The following is a 22909-nucleotide window of genomic DNA, read 5'->3' on the forward strand; positions in this document are numbered from 1 at the left end:
CGATGTTCACCAAGGTCCTTATCGCCAATCGCGGCGAAATTGCCGTCCGGGTTATCCGGACATTGAAGCGGATGGGCATCGCCTCGGTTGCCGTCTATTCCGATGCCGACCGGTTCGCCAAGGCGGCGCTGACCGCCGATGAGGCCGTCCGCCTCGGCCCGGCGCCGGCCGCCGAGAGTTATCTCAATATCGATGCCGTCGTCGCCGCCTGCAAGGCGACGGGTGCTGAGGCCGTGCATCCGGGCTATGGCTTCCTCTCGGAAAATATCGGCTTTGCCGAGCGGCTCGCCGCCGAAGGCATCGCTTTCATCGGTCCGCGACCGCAGCATCTGTCGGCCTTCGGCCTGAAACACACGGCCCGCGAACTGGCCAAAGCGAGCGGCGTGCCGCTGCTGCCCGGCACCGATCTCTTAGAGAGCGTCGACGAGGCGCTTTCGGCCGCCGAAACCGTCGGTTATCCCGTCATGCTGAAAAGCACGGCCGGCGGCGGCGGCATTGGCATGCAGCTCTGCGCCGACGCTGCGGGCCTCAAAGCCGCCTTCGAAAGCGTGCAGCGGACAGCGCGCGCCAGCTTCGGCGATGCGCGCGTCTATATCGAGCGCTTCGTTGCCGAAGCGCGCCATGTCGAGGTGCAGATCTTCGGCGACGGCAAGGGCGGAGTGATTGCACTTGGCGAACGCGATTGCTCGCTGCAGCGCCGAAACCAGAAGGTGGTCGAAGAGATGCCTGCGCCTGGCCTTTCCTCGGAAATACGGGCGCGGCTGCACAAGGCGGCGGTCGATCTAGGACGCTCGGTCTCCTATGAATCGGCCGGCACTGTCGAATTCATCTATGATCCCCAGCGCGAGGAATTCTATTTCCTTGAGGTCAATACCCGCCTTCAGGTCGAGCATCCCGTCACCGAAGCCGTCTTCGGCATCGATCTTGTCGAATGGATGATCCGGCAGGCGGCGGGCGAAGACGTGCTCTCGGGCGCCAGAGGCCTGATGCCGAAGGGTGCAGCAATCGAGATGCGGATCTATGCGGAGATGCCGCATGCCGATTTCCGTCCCAGCGCCGGCCTGCTGACCGAGGTCGTTTTCCCGGACAATGCCCGCGTCGACGGCTGGATCGAGACGGGAACCGAGGTGACGCCCTTCTACGACCCGATGCTCGCCAAGCTGATCGTGGCGGCGGAAGACCGGCCGGCGGCGATCGGGAAGCTGAAGGCAGCGCTTGCAGCGACATCGATATCGGGCATCGAAACCAATCTCGATTATCTCAGGACCATCGCCGCTTCCGAGCTGCTTGCCGGCGCCAAGGTGGCGACGACGGCGCTGCGCGACTTCGCCTTTGTTCCCGATGTCGTCGAGGTTCTCGCCCCCGGCGCGCAGTCGAGCATCCAGGAACTGCCGGGCCGGCTCGGGCTCTGGCATGTCGGCGTGCCGCCGAGCGGGCCGATGGACGAGCGCTCCTTCCGTCATGCCAACCGGCTGGTCGGCAATGACGATGTGACGGCTGCGCTGGAGTTGACCGTTTCCGGTCCGACATTGCGGTTTTATTCCGACCAGACGATCGCGCTTGCCGGCGCGCGGATGCCAATGACATGCGACGGCGTGAAATTGCCGCATGACGCCCCGATGACAATCCGGGCGGGTCAGGTTCTGTCGATCGGTTCGATCGACGGACCGGGACAACGCGCCTATCTCGCCGTCGCCGGTGGTTTTGCCGCTCCCGTTGTGCTCGGCTCGCGCGCGACTTTCGGCCTCGGCCAATTCGGCGGCAACGCCACCGGTACGCTGAAGACAGGACACGTGCTGCATTTTGCCCGCCAGGCACCGGCCGAACCGGCAACGCCTGCGACGGAGCCGGCCGCCTTGACGCGCGAATGGGATGTCGGCGTGGTCTACGGCCCGCACGGGGCGCCCGATTTCTTTCAGGACAGCGATATCGAGACGCTGTTCTCGACGGCCTACGAGGTGCATTTCAACAGCGCCCGTACCGGTGTGCGTCTGATCGGCCCGGCCCCGCAATGGGCGCGCAGCGACGGCGGTGAGGCGGGGCTGCACCCCTCCAACCTGCACGACAATGCCTACGCGATCGGGGCGATCGATTTCACCGGCGATATGCCGATCATTCTCGGCCCTGATGGTCCGAGCCTCGGCGGCTTCGTCTGCCCAGCGGTGATCGCCCGCGACGAGCAGTGGAAGATGGGCCAGTTCAAGCCCGGCGACCGTATCCGTTTTCATGCACTGGCGCGGCTGGAAGACCCGATCGCCGGCCCGGCGGTGCGGCGACCCTCGGAAGAAGCAGGTTCGCCGATCGTCGGCATCAGCGAGGATGGACCGGTTTCTGTCGTCTATCGCCGCCAGGGCGACGACAATCTGCTCGTTGAATATGGGCCGATGACGCTCGACATCGCGCTCCGGCTGCGGGTGCATCTGCTGATGCAGGCGGTCGTCGAGGCCCGCCTCCCCGGCGTCGTCGACCTCACCCCCGGCATCCGCTCGCTGCAGATCCACTATGACGGCACGCAGCTGACGCGCCGGCGCCTGCTCGGGCTGCTCTCCGAGATCGAAGCGACGCTGCCGGCGGCACAGGAAGTCACCGTGCCGAGCCGCATCGTGCATCTGCCGCTCTCCTGGAACGATCCGGATGCGGAGCTTGCGATGCGCAAATATCAGGAGCTGGTGCGCCCGAACGCGCCCTGGTGCCCGTCGAATATCGAGTTCATCCGCCGCATCAACGGTCTTCCCGATGAACAGGCCGTCCGCGATATCGTCTTCGATGCGAGCTACCTGGTGCTCGGGCTCGGCGATGTTTATCTCGGCGCGCCGGTTGCGACGCCTACCGATCCGCGTCACCGCCTCGTGACGACGAAATACAATCCCGCTCGCACCTGGACGCCGGAAAATGCCGTCGGAATCGGCGGCGCCTATATGTGCATCTACGGCATGGAGGGACCGGGCGGCTATCAGCTCTTCGGCCGCACCATCCAGGTCTGGAACACCTGGCGGGAGACACCAGCCTTTGCCAAGGGAAAACCCTGGTTGCTGAACTTCTTCGACCAGATCCGCTTCTTCCCGGTCAGCAATCAGGAGCTGACGGAGGCGCGCGCCGCCTTCCCGCATGGCGGCTATCCGATCAGGATCGAGGAGACGGAATTCTCCTATGCCGCCTACGAGAAAGAGTTGCAGGTCAATTCGGCGTCGATCGGCCGCTTCAAGGCAACGCAGCAAGCTGCCTTCGATGCCGAACGCCAGCGCTGGAAGGAAGCCGGGCTCGACAGCTTCGTCACCGACGAAGGCACGGGCGAAAGTCCGGACGGGGATATTCCCGACGGCTGCTTCGGTGTTGCCAGCGCCGTGCCCGGCAATATCTGGAAGTTGCTGGTCGAGCCGGGCGCCCCGGTTGCGGCCGGCGATACACTCGCCATCATCGAGTCGATGAAGATGGAAATCAACGTCACCGCCCATGCGGCAGGCCGCGTCCGCGACCTGCGCGCCGGGCCGGGACGAAACGTCAAAGCGGGCGAGATCATTGTTGTTCTGGAGGAATGCTGACCCATGCTGCCGACCATTCTTGATCTGACCAGCCTTAGCGAAGCCTATGCGGCAGGCAAAAGCCCGCTCGATATCATCGAGATCGTCATTGCCCGTCGGGCCGCCTCGACGGATCCCGCTATCTTCATCACGCCGACACCTGACGACATATTGCGGGCCGAAGTGCGCGCCCTGATGATGCGCGCACCGGAACCGAACAGCTTGCCGCTTTGGGGCATTCCCTTCGCCGTCAAGGACAATATCGACGTGGCGGGCCTGCCGACGACGGCTGCCTGCCCTGCCTTTTCCTACCGCCCAGAGAAGGACGCAACTGTCGTTGCGAGACTGCGGGCTGCAGGCGCAATCGTCATCGGAAAGACCAATCTCGACCAGTTTGCGACCGGTCTCAACGGCACACGCTCACCCCACGGAGCACCGCGCTCGGTCTTTGACAAGAACTATGTGTCGGGCGGCTCGAGCTCCGGCTCGGCGGTTGCCGTCGCCTCGGGCTTGGCAAGCTTCGCGCTCGGCACGGACACGGCCGGCTCTGGTCGCGTGCCGGCGGCTTTCAACAATCTCGTCGGCATCAAACCGACACCCGGACTGGTGCCCAATGTCGGGGTTGTGCCTGCCTGCCGCAGCGTCGATGTCGTCACCGTCTTTGCCCCAACGGTCGGCGACGGCGTCGCAATCCGCAAGGTGATGGAGGGCTTCGATGCCGCCGATCCGTTTTCGCGCAAGGCGGTTCCCGCCAGCTTGCCCGCCTCCGGTCTGCGCATCGGTGTGCTCGATGGAGCGGAGCGGGAATTCTTCGGCGACAAGGAGGTGGAGGCGCTCTACGACCAGGCGATCGAGCGGGCCAGAGGGCTCGGCGCGACCATCGTGCCGTTCGATTACGCGCCATTCCGCGAGGCCGCCGCCCTGCTCTATGACGGGCCGTGGGTCGCCGAGCGTCTGGCGGCGGTCGAGACCTTCCTTGCCACGAACGCAGCTGATTTCGACCCGACGGTGCGGGGAATCATCGAAGGCGCCAAGGGCAAGACCGCGGTCGAGGCCTTCAACGGCCGCTACCGGCTGGAGGAACTGCGCCGCAAGACCGAGGCCGAATGGGAAAAGGCCGACGTGCTTCTGCTGCCGACCTCACCGACCACTTATACAGTCGAAGAAATGATGGCGGATCCGATTGTGAAAAACGGCCATTTCGGCCGCTACACCAACTTCGTCAATCTGCTCGATTGCGCGGCGATCGCCGTTCCGGCTGGCTTCGACGCCGACGGTCATCTCCCGGCCGGCATCACTCTAGTCGGCTCCGCCTTTGCAGATGACGCCCTTGCTCCCTTCGCCGACGCCATGCATCGCACCTTGAATGCAGGAATGGGCAAGGACCGTCTGGCGGCAATACCCGAAGCAAGCCGCGTGCCGCAGGCCGATGACGGCTTGGTGCCGATCGTCGTCGTTGGGGCGCATCTTACCGGCATGCCTCTCAACCACGAACTGACCCGACCGGGCGGCAGGCGCATCAAATCCTGCCGTACTGCACCGGATTACCGCCTTTTCGTTCTGCCCGATACAGTCCCGCCGAAGCCAGGCCTGATCCGAGAGCCCGGCTTTGACGGCAAAGGCCTCGAAGTTGAGGTTTGGAAAGTCCCCGCGGAAGCTTTCGGGCGCTTTGTCCAGAACATCCCGGCGCCGCTCGGTATAGGCAAGGTAACGCTCGATGACGGTTCCCAAATTGCAGGTTTTCTCTGCGAGGCTCATGCAATCGAAGGCGCCCGTGAAATCACTGAATTGGGAGGCTGGCGCGCCTACGTCACGGATCAAAGGATCCCGAAATGAAATGAGCATGAAGTATCATCTCAAAAGGATCCTCCTGGCGATACTTGCGGGCCTTGAAGCACGAAGCGACGCGCGCCGGTTCGGTCGCGCAAGAAGGTGATTGACCATCGGTCAAACCCTTCGCCGCAGGATCACGTGACGAGGCCGTACCGGGGCGGCGCGCGCTTTTTCGTCCGGAATTGCGTAAAAACAAAGGGATGGAGCGGTTCGGGCTTCCGTTAAAAGCTGCACCGCTCTAGCGGCGCCTGATTTTTGGCGCCGTGTCCTCGTTACTCCCCGGCCGCTGCAAATACCGCGCTGGCATCGCTGACAATTTCCACATGAGAATATGCCGCCTGCCCCGCAGCCGCGGCATCCGCCCGCATGATCGCGGTCACGATCCGGCCGTGCTCCTCATAGGATTTTGCCAGACGCCCCGGCAGACGGAACTGCGCCCGCCGAAAAGGCGCGAGCCGCGCCCGCGTCTGCGTCACCATCTCGAAGACATGATCGTTATGCGCGCCGCGATAAAGTCGGGTATGGAATTGGGTGTTGTAAGCCGAATATTCCTCTTCTGCGCCGGCATGCACGAGCCTTACTGATGCCAGATGCTCCAACTCCAACGCGCGCCGCTCATCGACCGTCATGCGCTCAGCCGAGAGCCTGGCGCAGATTGCTTCAAGCTCCGCCATCGCCTCGAACATCGAATGCAGATAGGCCTCGCTGACATTGGTAACGAGGGCACTGCGGTTTGGCTCGCGTGCAATCAATCCCATGGCGCCCAGCTCACGCAGAGCCTCTCGTACCGGTGTGCGCGAAACGTCGAAACGAACCGCGAGCGACACCTCATCCAACTTCGCGCCAGGCAGGATTTCACCTGTGACGATCATGTCGGCAATCGCCCGCACCATCTGTTCGACGGTGGTTCCGGTACGGATCACTTCTTTGCGCCTAGTCTGCTTCACGATACGAATCTGCTCACGTCAACATTCTGCATACAGATGCGGTTCGAGAGTCGATAAGTCAAATCCAGTGGCGAAGATATTGTTAAAATTTCGCTTTCTGATGCACGAGCACCTCAGGCAATCCGACTTTATTGCCAACTGCGCAGTAACAATGAACAAGAAATATCTATTGATTACTTTTTGCGCAAGGATTCGATCAATCTGCATGCACTTTGCAAAACGAAAATCTTGGTGTGACGGATAAACTATAAAAAACAACTGGTTAATTTCTGGCACATGCATTGCATGCACTTTTCTGTACCTGTTCACAACCGGCCCAGCGCCGCAAGGAGCATTCCGATGACCAAACTCCTTTCCATGAACCGCCGCAATTTCCTCCAGGCTTCTGCTGCCGGTGCGCTCGCCGGCGCTATGCCTGGCCTGATCGGCTCCTCCGCCGCAGCCCAAACCGCGCTGACCGTCGGCTTCATCTATGTCGGCCCCAAGGACGACTACGGCTATAACCAGGCGCATGCGGAAGGTGCGGCCGTTATCAAGGCGCTACCGGGCGTGACGCTGGTCGAAGAAGAGAATGTGCCGGAAACCGTCGACGTCCAGAAGACCATGGAATCCATGATCAACCTAGACGGCGCGACCCTGCTCTTTCCAACCTCCTTCGGCTACTTCGACCCGCACATGCTGGCCATGGCCGCTAAACATCCCGACATCCAGTTCCGCCACTGCGGCGGCCTCTGGCAGGAAGGCAAGAACCCGGCCAATACGGGCTCCTATTTCGGCTATATCTTCCAGGGCCAGTATCTGAACGGCATCGCCGCCGGCCATGCGACGAAGAGCAAGAAGATCGGCTTCGTCGCCGCCAAGCCGATCCCGCAAGTTCTGCAGAATATCAATGCCTTCCTGCTGGGCGCACGCACGGTCGATCCTGGTATCACCTGCCAGGTGATCTTCACCGGCGAATGGTCGCTCGCCGTCAAGGAGGCCGAGGCCACCAATGCGCTGGTCGACCAGGGTGCCGACGTCATCACTTGCCACGTCGACAGCCCCAAAGTGGTCGTCGAGACGGCTGCCGGCCGCGGCGCCTTCGTCTGCGGCTATCACGCCAACCAGAGCCCGCTTGCTCCTGAAAAGTATCTCACCGGTGCCGAATGGGCCTGGGGCAACGTCTACAGCGATTTCGTCAAGAAGGCGCAGGCCGGCGAAAAGCTCGGGAATTTCGTGCGCGGCGGCCTGAAGGACGGCTTCGTGAAGATGAGCGCGCTCGGCCCCGCCGTGTCCGCGGAGGGCCGCAAGGCCTTCGAAACCACGCAGGCAGAGATGATGAAGGGCGGCTTCTCGGTCTTCAAGGGTCCGTTGAAGGACAATAAGGGCGACACGGTCGTTGCTGCCGACAAGAGCTACGCCGAAGACGCGATCGAGCTTGAGAGCATGAATTATCTGGTCGAGGGCGTGGTCGGGTCCACAGCGTAAACCACGAAGGGAGAAGCGCCATGACCATTGAGGCCAATGATCCCGCAATAGCCATCGTGGAAAAACCAGCTTCGCTGCGCCCCGTCCTCGAATGGATCGCGCGGCGAGCCGAGCCTGTTGTCATCGGCCTCGCGGCCATCCTGATCGGTCTTGCGTTCTTCTCCCTCTTCATCCTGGCGGTCGGCAAGTCGCCGGCCACCCTCTTCCAACTGATGTATACCGGCGGCTTTGGCAGCTGGTTTTCGGTGCAGAACAGCTTAAGTCGTGCCGCACCCCTTCTCCTGACGGCACTCTGCGTCGCCCTGCCCGCCCGTCTCGGCCTCGTCATCATCGGCGGGGAAGGAGCGGTCGTGCTGGGCGGCGTTGCCGCCGCAGCCATGGCTCTGCCGCTCGCCGGCAGCGCGCCTGTTTTCCTCACCCTCATTCTGATGGCAATCGCCGCCATGGTGGTCGGCGGCATCTGGATCGGCCTTGCCGGCTTCCTGCGCCATTACCGCGGCGTCAACGAAACCATCTCGTCGCTGCTGCTCTCCTATATCGCCATTGCCCTGATGAACCAGTTCGTCGAAGGGCTGCTCCGCGATCCGGCAAGCCTCAACAAGCCGTCGACCAGGCCGCTGCCGGCAGAATACATGCTCGGCAATATTCCAGGCATGGACGTGCATTGGGGCCTCGTCATCGGTATCCTCGCCTGCATGCTCTCCTGGATCGTGATCGAGGCGACGAGCTATGGTTTTGCCGCCCGCATCGCCGGCGGCAACGTGCGCGCCGCCCAGATCCAGGGGCTGCCGGTCGGCAAGCTGATTGCCGGATTTACCGCGCTTGCCGGCAGCTTTGCCGGTCTGGCGGGCATGATCGAAGTGGCGGCGGTGCAGGGAAGTGCCAACGCCTCGCTTGCCGCCGGCTACGGTTATACCGGTATCCTCGTCGCCTTCCTCGCCAGGCACAATCCGCTGGCGATCATTCCGGTCGCGATCCTGCTCGGCGGCATCGACGCCTCGGGCGGCCTCATCCAGCGGCGTATGGGCCTGCCGGATGCGACGGTTCTGGTGCTGCAGGGGACGCTCTTCATCGTCATTCTCTTCTGCGAGACCTTCTACGGCCGCTTCAAGATCTTCAATCCCGACCTCTGGAAAAGGAGCCTCTGATGGAAGAGACAGGCATCGGCATCTGGGGCGTGCCGCTGGCGATCTTCGCCGGCGCCATCCGCGTTTCCACCCCCTTCATCTTCGTCAGCCTCGGCGAGACGATCACCGAACGCTCCGGCCGCATCAATCTCGGCCTCGAGGGCACGCTGGTCTTCGGCGCCATGACGGCCTATGCGGTGGCCGTCATGACCGGCTCGCCGACCCTCGGCGTGCTCGCCGCAATGGTGGCGGGCGCGATCTTCGGCCTCATCCACGGCTGGATCTGCAAATTCCCCAAGGTCAACGACATCGCCATCGGCATCGCCATGATGCAGTTCGGTCTCGGCATGGCGTTCTTCCTCGGCAAATCCTTCATCCAGCCGGTAGCGCCGAAACTGCCCTCGATCCCGCTCGGCAGCTGGTCGAGCATTCCGCAGGTTCAGGCGGCGCTCAATATCAACGTGCTGTTCTTCATCGGCGCGGCACTTGCCCTCTTCCTGTTCTGGGCCTTCAAGAACACCCGCATCGGCCTGATCCTGCGCGTCGTCGGCGACAGCACCGACGCGGCCCGGGCCATGGGCATCCACCCGGACCGGGTTCGGTTGCTGGCAACGGCAGTGGGCGGTTCGCTGGCGGCAATCGGCGGCGCTTATCTCTCGCTCTACTATCCGGGCTCGTGGAACGAAGGCATCTCTTCGGGTCAGGGCCTGATGGCGGTGGCTCTCGTCATTTTCGCTCGCTGGAATCCGATCGGCTGCTTTCTCGCTGCCCTGCTTTTCGGCGGTGCCGGCGCGCTCGGCCCGGCGCTGCAATCGGTCGGCGTCACACAAGGCTACTACCTTTTTTACGCCGCGCCTTACGTGCTCACCCTCATCATCCTGATCGCCACCTCCTCGCCCACCCGCTCGCTCGCCGGAGCGCCGGGTGCGCTATCGCTCACGAAATAACGGAGCATCCCGATGAACGGCCTTGGCGGTCTCAACAAATCCGAACACGGCATCGGTATCGGCCTGGTGCAGCTCCAGCTGCCGGTGACCGTCACCAAAGCGGACTTGGCAAAACAGACGCAGGTGATCGTCGATCTGGTGGCCAAGGCGCGGCGCAACCAGCCGGGCATGGACCTCGTCGTCTTTCCCGAATACGCGCTGCATGGCCTTTCCATGGACATCAATCCGGAGATCATGTGCACGCTCGACGGGCCGGAGGTCGCGGCCTTCAGGCAGGCCTGCAGGGACAATCGGATCTGGGGCTGCTTCTCGATCATGGAGCTGAACCCTGACGGCATGCCCTACAATTCCGGCATCGTCATCGACGATCAGGGCGAGTTGAAGCTCTATTACCGCAAGATGCATCCCTGGATCCCCGTCGAGCCGTGGGAGCCCGGCGATCTTGGCATCCCTGTCATCGAAGGCCCGCGGGGCGCCAAGCTCGCGCTGATCATCTGCCATGACGGCATGTTCCCGGAGATGGCGCGCGAATGCGCTTATAAGGGCGCCGAAATCATGATCCGCACAGCCGGCTACACGGCGCCGATCCGCGATGCCTGGCGCTTCACCAACCAGGCCAACGCCTTCTGCAACCTGATGGTCACCGCGAATGTCTGCATGTGCGGTTCGGACGGCACGTTCGATTCCATGGGTGAAGGCATGATCTGCAATTTCGACGGCACGATCATCGCCCACGGCACCTCCGGCCGCGTCAACGAGATCATCACAGCCGAGGTGCGTCCTGACCTGGTGCGCGAGGCCCGGCTCGGCTGGGGCGTGGAGAATAATATCTACCAGTTCGGCCATCGCGGCTATGTCGCCGTCGCTGGCGGCGCCAAGGATGCGCCCTACACCTACATGCACGACCTTGTCGCCGGCAAATACCGCCTGCCATGGGAAGACGAGATAAAGGTCAAGGACGGCACGTCCTGCGGATTTGACAAGCCGATGCGCCGTTACGGCGAACCCCTCAAACCTGCCGCGGAATAGGAGAGAGAATGATGGACGCGATGGTCGAAACCAACGGGCATTTTATCGACGCCGATCCGTATCCGTGGCCCTATAACGGCGCGCTGAGGCCTGATAACACCGCCCTCATCATCATCGACATGCAGACGGATTTCTGTGGCAAGGGCGGCTATGTCGACCACATGGGCTACGACCTGTCGCTGGTGCAGGCGCCGATCGAACCCATCAAACGTGTGCTTGCCGCCATGCGGGCCAAGGGCTACCACATCATCCATACCCGCGAGGGCCATCGCCCCGACCTCGCCGATCTGCCGGCCAACAAACGCTGGCGCTCGCAGCGGATCGGCGCCGGCATCGGTGATGCCGGCCCCTGCGGCCGCATCCTGACGCGTGGCGAACCCGGCTGGGACATCATCCCTGAACTCTACCCGATCGAAGGCGAGACGATCATCGACAAGCCCGGCAAGGGTTCGTTCTGCGCCACCGACCTCGAACTCATCCTCAACCAGAAGCGCATCGAGAACATGATCCTCACCGGAATCACCACCGATGTCTGCGTCTCGACGACGATGCGCGAGGCGAACGACCGCGGCTACGAATGCCTGCTGCTGGAGGATTGCTGCGGTGCGACCGACTACGGAAACCATCTCGCCGCCATCAAGATGGTGAAGATGCAGGGCGGCGTCTTCGGCTCCGTCTCCAATTCCGAATCCTTTGTGAGCCAGCTGCCATGAGCACCGTTCGCGACACGCCCCTCCCCCAGGCCGGCAAGGCGGTCGGCATCGATACGCTTGGCATGACCATGCGCTTCGGCTCGTTCACCGCGCTCGACAACGTTTCGATCGCCGTTCCGGCCGGCTCTTTTCACGCGCTTCTCGGCGAAAACGGCGCCGGCAAGTCGACACTCGTCAAATGCATCATGGGCTTCTATCACGCCACGTCAGGCTCGCTGTCGGTCGACGGCCGCGAGGTGGCGGTCGCCTCACCCAAGGATGCCGCGGCCTATGGGCTCGGCATGGTCTACCAGCATTTCACACTGGTTCCCTCTCTGACCGGCGCGGAAAACCTGGTCATCAGCCGCACCGAAGTGCCCGCGGTGATCAACTGGGCCAGGGAACGTAAGGATCTGGCGGATTTCATGGAGCGCATGCCGTTCAAGATCCCGCTCGACAGGCCGGTGAGCGAGCTCGCGGCCGGCGAAAAACAGAAGCTCGAAATCGTCAAGCAGCTCTATCTCGGCCGCTCCTTCCTCGTGCTCGACGAGCCGACCTCGGTGCTGACGCCCGCCGAAGCCGATGAGATGCTCGGCATCGTCCGCGGAATGACCGAGCGCGGCGAGCTCACCGTGCTGATGATTTCCCACAAGTTCCACGAGGTGACCAAGTTCGCGGATGCCGTCTCGATTCTGCGGCGCGGCAAGCTGGTCGGCACCGGCAAAGTCGGCGAGCTCTCCACCGCCGAGATGGCGGGGATGATGATCGGCGACGTCAAGCTCGCCGAGCTCGACAGCCGTCTGCCGGTGGCGGAAGCGGCAAGACCCGTGCTGACCGTCAGCCAGGTGAAGGCCCCGGATCGCTCCGGCCTGAAGACGATCGAGATCGACGCGCTGACGGTCCACTCCGGCGAGATCGTCGGCATTGCCGGCATTTCGGGCAACGGCCAGAAGGAGCTGACGGAAATTCTGGCCGGCCAGCGCCCGACGCATAGCGGCCAGGTCATGGTCAATGGCGAGGCTTACGGCGCCACCCGCGATGAGACCCGCAAGAACAAGGTACGTTTCATTCCGGAAGAGCCGTTGCAGAATGCCTGTGCCCCCAAGATGACCGTGAGCGAGAACCTTGCGTTCCGCACCTTCGACTTGAAGCAGGACGGCAAGGACGCGATCTGGCTGAATAAGGGCAGCATGAAGAAGCGTGCCTCGGCGCTGATCTCCGACTTCAAGGTCAAGACGGCCTCTTCTTCCTCGCCGATCGCAGCGCTTTCGGGCGGTAACGTGCAGCGTGCGGTGCTCGCCCGCGAACTGACAGGTGAGGTCGATCTGCTGATCGTCTCGAACCCCTGTTTCGGTCTCGATTTCTCGGCGGTCGCCGAAATCCGCGCCCGCATCATGAAGGCACGCAATTTGGGCGCCGCCGTGCTGCTGCTTTCCGAAGACCTCGACGAACTGCTCGAGATGTCCGACCGCATCATGGTCATTTCGGAAGGCAAGCTGGTTTACGAAACGCCGGCGCGCTCGGCCGATATCGGCGTGATCGGCGCCCACATGGCGGGGCATCATTGATGGCGAAGATCAAAGCCGAACCTTTCGCCTTTCCGGTGAAGCACGATGAACTTGCCCTCATTGTCATCGACATGCAGCGCGATTTCGCCGAGCCCGGCGGCTTCGGTGCAAGCCTCGGCAATGATGTCAGCCGCATCACCAGGATCGTGCCCGATGTCAAACGCTTGATCCAGGGCTTCCGCAATGCCGGCCTGCCCGTGATCCATACGATGGAGTGCCACCGGCCGGATCTTTCCGACCTGCCGCCGGCCAAACGCGACCGCGGCAATCCGTCGCTCAGGATCGGCGACGAAGGCCCAATGGGCCGCATCCTGATCTCGGGCGAACCCGGTACGGCAATCCTGCCGGAACTCGCTCCGGTGAAGGGCGAAGTCGTCATCGAAAAACCCGGCAAGGGCGCTTTCTACGCCACCGAACTCGCCACCGTGTTGCAAGAGAAGGGCATTCGTCAGCTCGTCTTTGCCGGCGTCACCACCGAAGTCTGCGTGCAGACGACGATGCGCGAAGCAAACGACCGCGGCTATGAATGCCTGCTCGCCGAGGAGGCGACGGAGAGCTATTTCCCCGAATTCAAAGCCGCAGCCATCGCCATGATCCGCGCCCAGGGCGCGATCGTCGGCTGGACCGCCCATGTCGACGACATTCTGGAAAGTATCGCCCATGCCTGAAACGACCCGCGAACGCCTGACGTCAGGCGGCTGGAAGGCGCTGGAATTCGGCCCTTTCCGCGATGCCGTCACCATTCACTGGATCCGCCCCTTCGAGGGTGATCAGCCGGGCGTGGCGCTGCTGAAATATGAGCCTGGCGCCTCCGTTCCCCGCCATCGCCACGAGGGGCTCGAGACCATCCTGGTGCTCGACGGCGTTCAATCCGACGAGACGGGCGATTACATCAGCGGCAGTTATATCGTCAATGCGCCGGGCAGCGAACACTCGGTCTGGAGCGATACCGGCTGTCTCGTGCTCATCCAGTGGGACCGACCCGTGAAAATGCTCGAAGGGGAAATTGCCTGAACCCGACATCGCGCGTGCGGCGCGGGGTTAACTGGGCAAGAGTGCGGTGTTCGGTCCGGATTCCTTTGCCTTTCCGCGTCAGGAATCGGCAATCCCGGGCGAGGAAGGGATTGCCGCGGCAACCGTCGACACCACCAATCTGGCCCAGTCGGCCCGAAGCTGCGATTTTGGCCAACTAAAGAATGGAAAGTGAACGGCGCAATCAGATAGAATCTAACTGCGCGTCTTGACCTTCCAAAGCGCGGTAAACGGTCATCCTTGAAACATTCAGATCGCGGGCAACTTGAGCCTTGGTTGTACCTGCAGCGATCCGCCTTCGGATTTCGGCATCATCGACATTCTTCTTTCGTCCCTTGTAAACGCCCTCAGCTTTTGCCGCGTCAATTCCGGCTCTTTGCCTGTCTTTGATGAACTTGAGTTCCAAGTCAGCAACCATGCCGAGGATGGTGACTACCATCTGTCCCATGCTTCCGGCGGTTGTCACTTCTGGTTCAAGGACACGAAGCGATGCACCTTTCTCGTCAAGTTCGTGAACGAGATTGAGAACATCGCGAGTAGACCGGCCGAGCCGGTCAAGGCGTAACACCACCAGCTCGTCACCCGCATGTAGAAACTGCATGATGGTGTCCAGCTCGGACCGGCCTTTTCTTGAAGCCCCCGATCCGGTTTCAGAACGTATGATTTCGCAACCGGCGGCCTTCAGGCGCGCGTTTTGAATATCCAGGTCCTGATCTGTGGTGCTGACGCGGGCGTATCCGATGCAGGCCATAGCGAATCTGTAACATTAGGGTGGCTTTGATTGTGTAGCGTCACTTTCATCGAAAATCCACCCATTTGTTACGTTCGATTTGCGTCACATCTGGCTGTAGCTCATGGGTGTACCTAAAAGTGACGTTGAGCGAGACGCTGTCGCGAAGTCACCCACTTCGGGAGGGCGCAGTGAACAGCGCCTCCTTGTTCTCGAAGTGCCAATAGATGCTGAGCTCCCAAAGCTTCGCTCGTTTGACTACCTTGTCCGGGGTCGTAGCCTGAAAACCCAATTCCACAAAGTCGCACGCGGTGTCGATAATCGTTTGACCAAGTGTTGACGGACCGCCGCGCCGGCCTTGTCGATCTTCGTTCTCGACATTTTCAGTCCTTGACAGTATCCCAATTACTGCATTATGATACCAGTTAGTATCTATATATGTGCTAGTCAATGGGTGGGTTTCAGCCATGTCCTCTACTCAAGAAAAGATCGTAAAATGAAACGCAAACATGTCCTGACTTTCGCGGGTCTCGTGGCAGCGGCGGGTGCCGCTGCCTTCATTCTGGTTTTCGAAACGCCAAAAAGGGAAGCTAAGGCCGCGGACCCAAGGACTGCTTCGCCACTGGTAAGGGTGGCAGAGGCGAAAAGGACTGAAACAGCGGCGCGCTCGTTTACCGGCACGGTCGCTTCGCGGGTACAGAGCAACCTCGGCTTTCGGGTTCCGGGCAAGATCGTCCAGCGGATGGTCGATGCGGGCCAGCAGGTCAAGCAGGGCCAAGCCCTGATGCGGATCGACGAAACCGACCTCCAGCTCGCGCTGACGGCGAAACGCAACGCCGTGACGGCAGCGCGTGCTGTCCTGACCCAGGCGCAAGCGGACGAGAAACGTTATGCGGTGCTGGTGAAAAACGGATTAGCCGCCACTCAACAGCGTTATGAACAGGCAAAGGCGGCATTGGATACGGCCGCAGCGCAGCTTGCTGCGTCCGAAGCAGACGCCGGGGTCGCCGAAAACGCTGCCAACTATACTGTTCTTGTTGCAGACTCGGACGGAACGGTCGTTGATACGCTCGCAGACCCGGGCCAGGTCGTGGCCGCGGGCCAGACGGTCATTCAACTGGCGCAGGCCGGGCCGCGTGAAGCTGTTATCTGGCTTCCGGAGACCCTGCGGCCGGATATCGGATCCGAAGCGCAAGCCAGTGCCTATGGCGGAGACGGGCTGAGCGGAGAAGCCCGTTTGCGACAGATTTCCGATTCTGCCGACCCGCAAACACGGACCTACGAAGCGCGTTATGTTCTCGAAGGCGCGGCTGCCTCTGCTCCGCTCGGCTCGACTGTGACGATCAGTATTCTGGACGCCGACCGACAGTCAGAGGTCGCCGTGCCCGTCGGTGCCATTCTGGACGACGGTAGCCGGACAGGTGTGTGGACTATCGACAATGCCACATCCACCGTGAACTTCACGCCTGTCGAGATCAAACGGATCGGCGACGAGACGGCGTTTGTGACCGGCATCACGATCGGTCAGCAGATCGTCGCGCTCGGCGCACATCTCCTTCAGGACGGCGCGATAGTCAGAACAGGCGTGAAGCAAGAGGTGGCAAAGCCATGACCTTCAATCTCTCTGCCATCGCGGTTCGCGAGCGCGCCGTCACACTGTTCTTCATCATTCTGTTGGCGGCCGCCGGCGTCTACGCCTTCGTCAAACTAGGACGCGCCGAGGATCCCTCCTTCACCATCAAGACCCTGACGGTAACCTCAGTTTGGCCGGGCGCCACCGCGCGCGAAATGCAGGATCTTGTCGCCGAGCCACTCGAGAAGCGCGTCCAGGAACTCACCTGGTACGACCGGGTCGAGACGACCACGCGGCCTGGCTACGCTTTCCTCACGGTGACACTTAAGGACAATACGCCAGCATCCGCAGTTGAAGAGGAATTCTATCAGGCGCGCAAGAAGCTCGGCGACGAAGCCCGAAATCTTCCTCCGGGCGTCATGGGTCCGTTCGTCAATGATGAATACTCGGATGTGAGCTTTGGTCTTTACGCGTTGAAGGCGAAGGGGATGCCGATGCGAGACCTCGTTCGGCAGGCAGAGGTCATCCGTCAGGATCTCCTGCATGTTCCGGGCATCAAGAAAATCAACATCCTCGGGGAACGCCCCGAACAGATCTTTGTCGAGTTCTCCTTTACCAAGTTGGCGACGCTTGGGATATCGGCGCAGGATATCGCCGCAGCTTTGCAGCGGCAGAACACGGTGACGCCCGCTGGCTCGATCGATACGCGCGGACCACAGGTTTTCATCCGTTTCGACGGAGCCTATAACAGCGTAGAGGCCATTGCCGATACGCCAATCGTGGCCGCCGGCCGGACGCTAAAGCTTTCCGATGTGGCGGATGTGCGGCGCGGCTACGAAGATCCCGCGACCTACATCATCCGCCATCAGGGTGAGCCAACGATCATGCTGGGCGCGGTCATGCAATCGGGCTGGAATGGTCTGGAGCTTGGTAAGGCGCTTGAGGCGCGGTCCGCCGCGATCGCGCAGACACTGCCGCTGGGCATGGCGCTCACCAAAGTCAGCGATCAGGCCGTCAATATCGATGAGGCGGTCGGTGAATTCATGCTGAAGTTCGCCATGGCGCTCGGTGTTGTTCTGTTCGTTAGCCTTGTCGCACTCGGCTGGCGTGTCGGCATCGTTGTGGCCCTTGCAGTGCCACTGACCCTTGCCGTCGTCTTCCTCATCATGCTGGAAACCGGCCGGTTCTTCGACCGCATCACGCTCGGCGCGCTCATCCTTGCGCTTGGGCTTCTGGTGGACGACGCCATCATCGCCATCGAGGTGATGGTGGTGAAGATGGAAGAGGGCATGGACCGCATAAAGGCGGCCGCCTATGCCTGGAGCCACACGGCGGCGCCGATGCTGTCCGGCACACTCGTCACCATCATCGGACTGATGCCCGTGGGTTTCGCCAAGTCCAGCGCCGGGGAATATGCCGGCAACATCTTCTGGGTCGTGGGATTTGCCCTGATCGTCTCCTGGTTCGTTGCCGTGATCTTTACGCCATATATGGGCGTGAAAATGCTGCCTGATATCAAACCGGTCGAGGGTGGGCACCACGCCATCTATGATACGCCCAACTACCGCCGCCTGCGCTCGCTCATCGAGTTTGCGGTTCGCCATAAGTTCATGACCTGCGCGGTTGTTGGCATCACGATGGCCGTCTCGGTTGTCGGGATGGGGGGCGTAAAGCAGCAGTTCTTCCCGACTTCGGACCGGCCTGAAGTTCTTGTCGAAGTCCGCATGCCTGAAGGCGCGAGCATCGAAAGCACGACGGCCGCAGTGAAGAAAGTCGAAGGCTGGCTGCAAAAGCAGCCGGAAACGAAAATCGCTACCAGTTACATCGGGCAGGGCGCACCCCGGTTCTTCTTCGCCATGTCACCGGAATTGCCCGATCCCGCTTTCGCCAAAATAGTTGTGCTGACACCTGACGCTCATTCACGAGAAGAATTGAAGCATCGCCTTCGCGCCGCTATTTCCGACGGTCTTGCTCCAGAGGCTTCTGTCCGCGTAACGCAGCTTGTGTTCGGGCCATATACACCGTTCCCGGTCGAGTTTCGGATCATGGGGCCGGATCAGGATGAACTCTATAAGATCTCCGAGCATGCTCTGGCGATCATGAAGACTGTTCCTGATGTTCGGCAAGCCAACCGCGATTGGGGCAACCGAACGCCTGTCCTGCGCTTTGTCCCGGATCAGGAGCGGCTTAATCTGATCGGTCTTTCGCCTTCAGAGGCAGCCCAGCAGATGCAATTGCTGCTGAGCGGGATTCCAGTCACGCAGGTGCGCGAAAACATTCGTAACGTTCCCGTGGTGGCACGAAGTGCTGGCGAGAACCGCCTCGATCCATCACGCCTTGCTGACTTTTCGCTGATGAGCAGGGCTGGCCGCCAGATTCCACTCGACCAGATCGGACATTCCGAGATCCGCCTGGAGGAACCTATCCTGAAACGTCGCGACAGGACACCGGTCATAACGATCAGGTCCGATATCAACGAGGCGACACAGCCACCGGAAGTTTCGCAACAAGTGATGGAGGCTCTCCAGCCGCTGATCGCGTCGCTTCCGGTCGGGTATCGTATCGAAATGGGCGGGAACATCGAAGAGTCGCAAAAGGCCAATATCGCACTCGTCCAGGTCTTCCCGCTGATGATCGCGGCGATGTTGATCGTCATCATCCTGCAGGTTCGCAGTCTATCGACGATGACGATGGTGATGCTGACCGCACCGCTTGGCCTTGCCGGCGTGGTGCCGGCATTGCTCCTGTTCAATCAACCCTTCGGCTTCAACGCCATTCTCGGCTTGATCGGATTGGCAGGCATCCTGATGCGCAACACGCTCATTCTGACGGAGCAGATCAAGGAGAACCAGGCGGCTGGTCTTGATGACTATCATGCCGTCATCGAAGCGACCGTGCAGAGGACTCGTCCAGTTATCCTGACAGCGCTCGCTGCCGTCCTGGCCTTCATACCTCTGACGCATTCGGTGTTCTGGGGATCGATGGCCTATACGCTGATTGGCGGAACGGCAGCCGGGACCGTGATGATTCTGCTCTTCCTTCCGGCCCTCTACGCTGTGTGGTTCCGGATCAAGCCTCCAAAGCAAGCGAGCCGGCCCGAGGCGATTATCGATGAGCGGCATTCTGCCACTGCACTTGCCGCCGAGTAGAGCTGTCTTTGCGCAAGGGAGACGCCGCAACGATATCGGCCGTGCCCAAGCATGGCCGCCTTCATGCCAGATCCACAAACCTTATTTATCGTCCTCGCGCCAATTGCGTTCGAGAGACGCGCGCCACGTTGCTAGCCAATGCGAAACGAGGCGTCTGTCCTGTTAATCCCTGTCAATATGCCGGATTACGCGCGGTGACGATCCACGTCGCGCCGTTGATCATCACCGACCGCTCACCGGGGCACCCTGCAAAAGCGGCACGAACCGCAGCCGAGGCGCGGGCGCGAATATCGTCAGTCTGATCAGCAAGTGCGCGCGCCAGCGGGCCGACCTCGAGTGTCATCGCCACCGCTTCGTCGAGCGCCGCATCCCGCGTTTCCCCCGTGCCAAACGGAATGGAGGCATCGAACGGTTCGATAGCAACGTCAGTGAAGCCAGCTGCCATCAGGATACGCTCTACCCGCGTCTGGTCGCCAAATGAGAACGCACCGGGGGCTTCGGGATGGGGCGGCGTCATCGGCGGGAGGATACTTTTGATCGCACCCATCGGCAGGCGCACCCAATCATTCTCGGCCATGCTGCGCCAGCAGACGAAAGCGACCCGCGCGCCCGGCTTGAGCGCACGGCGCATGTGAGCGAACGCCGCAGCAGGATCGTCAAAGAACATCACTCCGAAGCGCGAGTACAGGATGTCGAACGTACCCTCGGGCAAGTCTGCGCTGCTGGCGTCGGCCACCTGGAACATAGCCAGCGTATCCTGCGGTGCTAGCGAACGCGCTCTGCCGATCAGCGGCTCGGATATGTCCACGCCTAGCACATGGCCCCCCGCGCCGACGTGCCCGGCTAGATCCAGACTGGATGCGCCCGCGCCGCAACCGACGTCCAGCACGCGTTCGCCTGTAGCGGGCGCGGCGGCTTCGATCGCGGCCTGGCCGAACACCGCCATCATGGCATCGAGCCGGGCCTGATAAGCCAACCAACGCTCTCCGCTTTGGCCTTTCCAGTTGGCTACCTGATAAACATTTTCCTCTGTCATGCCATATCCTTGTTCTGATCCGACCTAACCAGGTTCTCCGTCCCAGTATTGTGGCCACCGTGCGCGGCGATGAACATTGTGACGGCCGACCGGCAATAGGATTCGATTTCGTTATCGTCCTCTGCTTTTGCCTCATCGAAGCGCGCGATAAGCAGGAGATCGGAGCCTTTGATAAGCGCACCGAACAAGCGGGCGGACTGGTGAGGATCGGGCACGTTTAGTACTGACTTCGCGTGTAGCCGACGCAGAAGGGTCTCGATCTGTGCCGTGACGTGCGCAGGGCCGGCTTCGTAAAAACGCTTGGCTAACGATTTTTGGTTGGTCTTGTCGGCCATGACCATGGCTTCCACACCGCGAACGTCCGGGCTCATCAGCGTGCGGAGGAGGCCTGACCCAACCGCCATGAGCTGCTCTTCAGCCGTACCTTCAACGCCCTCGAAAAGGGCCTCTGCTGTAAGCTGATGGCAGCGCGCGGTGATGGCGGCGCTGAACAGCGCCTCCTTGTTCTCGAAGTGCCGATAAATGCTGAGCTTGGAAATCTTCGCACGCTGGGCGACTTTGTCCAATGTCGTCGCCTGAAAACCCAATTCAACAAACAGTTCGCACGCCGTGTCGATAATGGTTTGGCCAAGCGCTTCGTTCGCGGGTCGGCCGCGCCGGGCCTGTTTATTTTCGGTCATGGTGAAATCCAGTCCTTGACAGTATCGTTATTCTTGAATTACGATACCATTCAGTTTCACAAATATGCAAGCCAAAATACGCCGACCTACAACACGAGGGTGCCATGCAACGACGAACACTGCTGAAGCTGGCCGCGCTTTCCACCATCGGCGTCCCCCGTGCCCAGGCCGCGGCCACGCCCAACTCAACGGACTCGATCCCCAACCCGGAGCCCATCACAATGAATGACGTCATCATCATCGGCGGCAGCTTTGCCGGCCTCGCCGCCGCCCTTCAACTCGGCCGTGCCCGCCGCAAAGTAATCGTTCTCGATACCGGCCTGCCACGCAATCGCTTCGCCGGCCGCTCGCACGGCGTGCTCGGCCACGATCACAAGCCACCGTCCGAAATCCTGGCCCAGGCGCGGCAGCAACTGGAGCGCTATCCCGCAATCAGGCTGGTCAATGCCCGCGCCGAAAACATCTCCGGTAGCATCAACAATTTCTCAGTCCTCACTGGCGATGGCGAAAGCCTTGGCGCGCGCCGCCTGATCATGAGCTATGGCGTTGTTGACCAGATGCCGGCTGTTCCAGGCTTCGCGGAAAGCTGGGGTACATCCGTCATCCCATGCCCCTACTGCGACGGCTTCGAGGTCGCCGGCCAGCATTGGGGCCTCGTCTGGTCTGGTCCACAGTCGATGAATCAGGTCAGGCTGTTTCACGATTGGACCGACACATTGACGGTCTTCGCCGATGGTCACGACATCACACCCGAGATCAGGGCCGATCTGGCGGGCCGAAAGGTACCTGTCGTTGATGGTCGGATCACCGGGATCGCCCGTCACGGGGACCACAATGCCACTATCAAGCTCAATACCGGCCCCGATGTCGCAGTCGATATCCTGTTCGCGCATCCGCGCAACAAGCCGTCCGCAAGCCTGCATGAAACACTCGGGCTCGACACGGTCAATACGCCAACCGGCATCGCTATCAAGACCGACGAGCGCCGTGAAACCAGCATACCCGGCATCTATGCCGCCGGCGACCTCGCCAACCCCGGAATCCCCTCGGTCACCACGGCAACGTGGCAAGGAGCGATGGCGGGCATCTTCGCGCAGCAGTCGATGCTGGCTTGAGAGCCGACAGCGTCGATCACGTCAGTTTCGTCTTCACACCAGACGGGAGTATTCCACATGGAAGTCATCAAGAAGTTCAAGCCGCTAGACGAAAGATTCCCGCTTGAGCGCCAGCTCGACATCTCGGCCGCGCCAATCGTGCTCATCAACATTTTCACGGTCGATGCCGCTGACGAAGCGGCCTTCCTGGAAAACTTTAAGGCAGCTGGCACTGTGTTCACCAAGCAACCTGGGTATATTTCTTCCCAACTGCACCGAGCGATCGGAGATAGCCCCACTTATCTAAACTACGTGGTTTGGGAATCCACCGAGACGCTCCGCGAAGCCTTCTCCCGTCCCGAATTCTTCGAGAAGGTTTCGGCCTATCCGGCATCCGTGGTAGCCACCCCGCACCTGTTTCAGAAGATCGCGGCCCCCGGCCATGGCGCGGCCTGACCCCAGCCGATTTTACAGCACAGATCGG

At 61.4% G+C, this 22909-nt stretch carries 18 protein-coding genes and 1 pseudogene; 14 read left to right on the plus strand and 5 right to left on the minus strand.

The window, feature by feature from the left end; genetic code table 11:
- Positions 1-2 precede the first annotated feature (2 nt).
- Positions 3-3542 carry an urea carboxylase gene (gene uca / locus QMO82_RS01545; RefSeq protein WP_183610180.1) on the plus strand — a complete coding sequence of 1180 codons (3540 nt, stop codon included), beginning with the start codon at positions 3-5 and terminating at the stop codon, positions 3540-3542.
- 3 nt (positions 3543-3545) lie between these two features.
- Positions 3546-5357 (plus strand): allophanate hydrolase, encoded by a 1812-nt coding sequence (gene atzF / locus QMO82_RS01550; protein WP_183610179.1) that lies wholly within the window; start codon positions 3546-3548, stop codon positions 5355-5357.
- A gap of 269 nt (positions 5358-5626) precedes the next feature.
- Here atzF and QMO82_RS01555 read toward each other — a convergent pair whose 3' ends face one another.
- A complete protein-coding gene (locus QMO82_RS01555) occupies positions 5627-6301 on the minus strand; it encodes a GntR family transcriptional regulator (RefSeq protein ID WP_272784564.1) in 675 nt (224 codons plus the stop codon).
- Between the two features lie 339 nt (positions 6302-6640).
- Here QMO82_RS01555 and QMO82_RS01560 point away from each other — a divergent pair, with 339 nt between their 5' ends.
- Genes QMO82_RS01560 through QMO82_RS01595 form a run of 8 tightly spaced genes read left to right on the plus strand, consistent with a single transcriptional unit; the run spans position 6641 to position 14145 of the window.
- Positions 6641-7768 (plus strand): BMP family ABC transporter substrate-binding protein, encoded by a 1128-nt coding sequence (locus QMO82_RS01560; RefSeq protein WP_180695574.1) that lies wholly within the window; start codon positions 6641-6643, stop codon positions 7766-7768.
- Between the two features lie 20 nt (positions 7769-7788).
- Entirely contained in the window at positions 7789-8916 is a 1128-nt protein-coding gene (locus tag QMO82_RS01565; RefSeq protein ID WP_183610177.1) for an ABC transporter permease, read from the plus strand.
- A complete protein-coding gene (locus QMO82_RS01570; protein ID WP_183610176.1) occupies positions 8916-9842 on the plus strand; it encodes an ABC transporter permease in 927 nt (308 codons plus the stop codon). Before QMO82_RS01565 ends, QMO82_RS01570 begins: the two co-directional genes overlap by 1 nt.
- A gap of 12 nt (positions 9843-9854) precedes the next feature.
- Positions 9855-10871: a formamidase gene (locus tag QMO82_RS01575; protein WP_183610175.1), complete on the plus strand. Its 1017-nt coding sequence runs from the start codon at positions 9855-9857 to the stop codon at positions 10869-10871.
- 11 nt (positions 10872-10882) lie between these two features.
- Positions 10883-11584, plus strand: coding sequence for a cysteine hydrolase family protein (locus tag QMO82_RS01580; protein WP_183610236.1), 702 nt, complete (start codon positions 10883-10885; stop codon positions 11582-11584).
- Positions 11581-13131, plus strand: a complete 1551-nt coding sequence (locus QMO82_RS01585) for an ABC transporter ATP-binding protein (protein WP_183610174.1) — start codon at positions 11581-11583, stop codon at positions 13129-13131. Before QMO82_RS01580 ends, QMO82_RS01585 begins: the two co-directional genes overlap by 4 nt.
- Complete coding sequence (locus QMO82_RS01590) at positions 13131-13799, plus strand: cysteine hydrolase family protein (protein WP_183610173.1); 669 nt, start codon at positions 13131-13133, stop codon at positions 13797-13799. Before QMO82_RS01585 ends, QMO82_RS01590 begins: the two co-directional genes overlap by 1 nt.
- On the plus strand, positions 13792-14145 hold the full coding sequence (locus QMO82_RS01595; protein WP_183610172.1) for a cupin domain-containing protein: 354 nt from the start codon (positions 13792-13794) through the stop codon (positions 14143-14145). The genes QMO82_RS01590 and QMO82_RS01595 overlap by 8 nt, the downstream gene beginning before the upstream one ends.
- A gap of 202 nt (positions 14146-14347) precedes the next feature.
- Here the strand turns inward: QMO82_RS01595 and QMO82_RS01600 are convergent, their stop codons facing one another.
- The gene (locus QMO82_RS01600) at positions 14348-14914 is read right to left on the minus strand and encodes a recombinase family protein (protein WP_183610171.1); all 567 of its coding nucleotides are present in this window, start codon (positions 14912-14914) and stop codon (positions 14348-14350) included.
- Positions 14915-15080: 166 nt separating this feature from the next.
- Positions 15081-15290 (minus strand): annotated as a pseudogene (locus QMO82_RS01605) (helix-turn-helix domain-containing protein); the annotation flags it as partial.
- A gap of 99 nt (positions 15291-15389) precedes the next feature.
- Between QMO82_RS01605 and QMO82_RS01610 the strand changes: the two are divergent.
- Complete coding sequence (locus QMO82_RS01610) at positions 15390-16505, plus strand: efflux RND transporter periplasmic adaptor subunit (RefSeq protein ID WP_183610169.1); 1116 nt, start codon at positions 15390-15392, stop codon at positions 16503-16505.
- A complete protein-coding gene (locus tag QMO82_RS01615; RefSeq protein WP_183610168.1) occupies positions 16502-19615 on the plus strand; it encodes an efflux RND transporter permease subunit in 3114 nt (1037 codons plus the stop codon). Before QMO82_RS01610 ends, QMO82_RS01615 begins: the two co-directional genes overlap by 4 nt.
- 172 nt (positions 19616-19787) lie before the next feature.
- Here the strand turns inward: QMO82_RS01615 and QMO82_RS01620 are convergent, their stop codons facing one another.
- Both QMO82_RS01620 and QMO82_RS01625 read right to left on the minus strand, forming a co-directional pair.
- Positions 19788-20651 (minus strand): class I SAM-dependent methyltransferase, encoded by an 864-nt coding sequence (locus tag QMO82_RS01620; protein ID WP_183610167.1) that lies wholly within the window; start codon positions 20649-20651, stop codon positions 19788-19790.
- A complete protein-coding gene (locus tag QMO82_RS01625) occupies positions 20648-21331 on the minus strand; it encodes a TetR/AcrR family transcriptional regulator (protein ID WP_183610166.1) in 684 nt (227 codons plus the stop codon). The genes QMO82_RS01620 and QMO82_RS01625 overlap by 4 nt, the downstream gene beginning before the upstream one ends.
- Positions 21332-21552: 221 nt before the next feature.
- Here QMO82_RS01625 and QMO82_RS01630 point away from each other — a divergent pair, with 221 nt between their 5' ends.
- Positions 21553-22446 carry an NAD(P)/FAD-dependent oxidoreductase gene (locus QMO82_RS01630; protein ID WP_047640528.1) on the plus strand — a complete coding sequence of 298 codons (894 nt, stop codon included), beginning with the start codon at positions 21553-21555 and terminating at the stop codon, positions 22444-22446.
- Positions 22447-22503: 57 nt separating this feature from the next.
- A complete protein-coding gene (locus tag QMO82_RS01635) occupies positions 22504-22881 on the plus strand; it encodes an antibiotic biosynthesis monooxygenase (protein WP_037222386.1) in 378 nt (125 codons plus the stop codon).
- Positions 22882-22909: the final 28 nt, after the last annotated feature.

Origin of the sequence: Rhizobium sp. BT04, from assembly GCF_030053135.1 — a bacterium.
Taxonomy (GTDB): Bacteria; Pseudomonadota; Alphaproteobacteria; order Rhizobiales; family Rhizobiaceae; genus Rhizobium; species Rhizobium binxianense.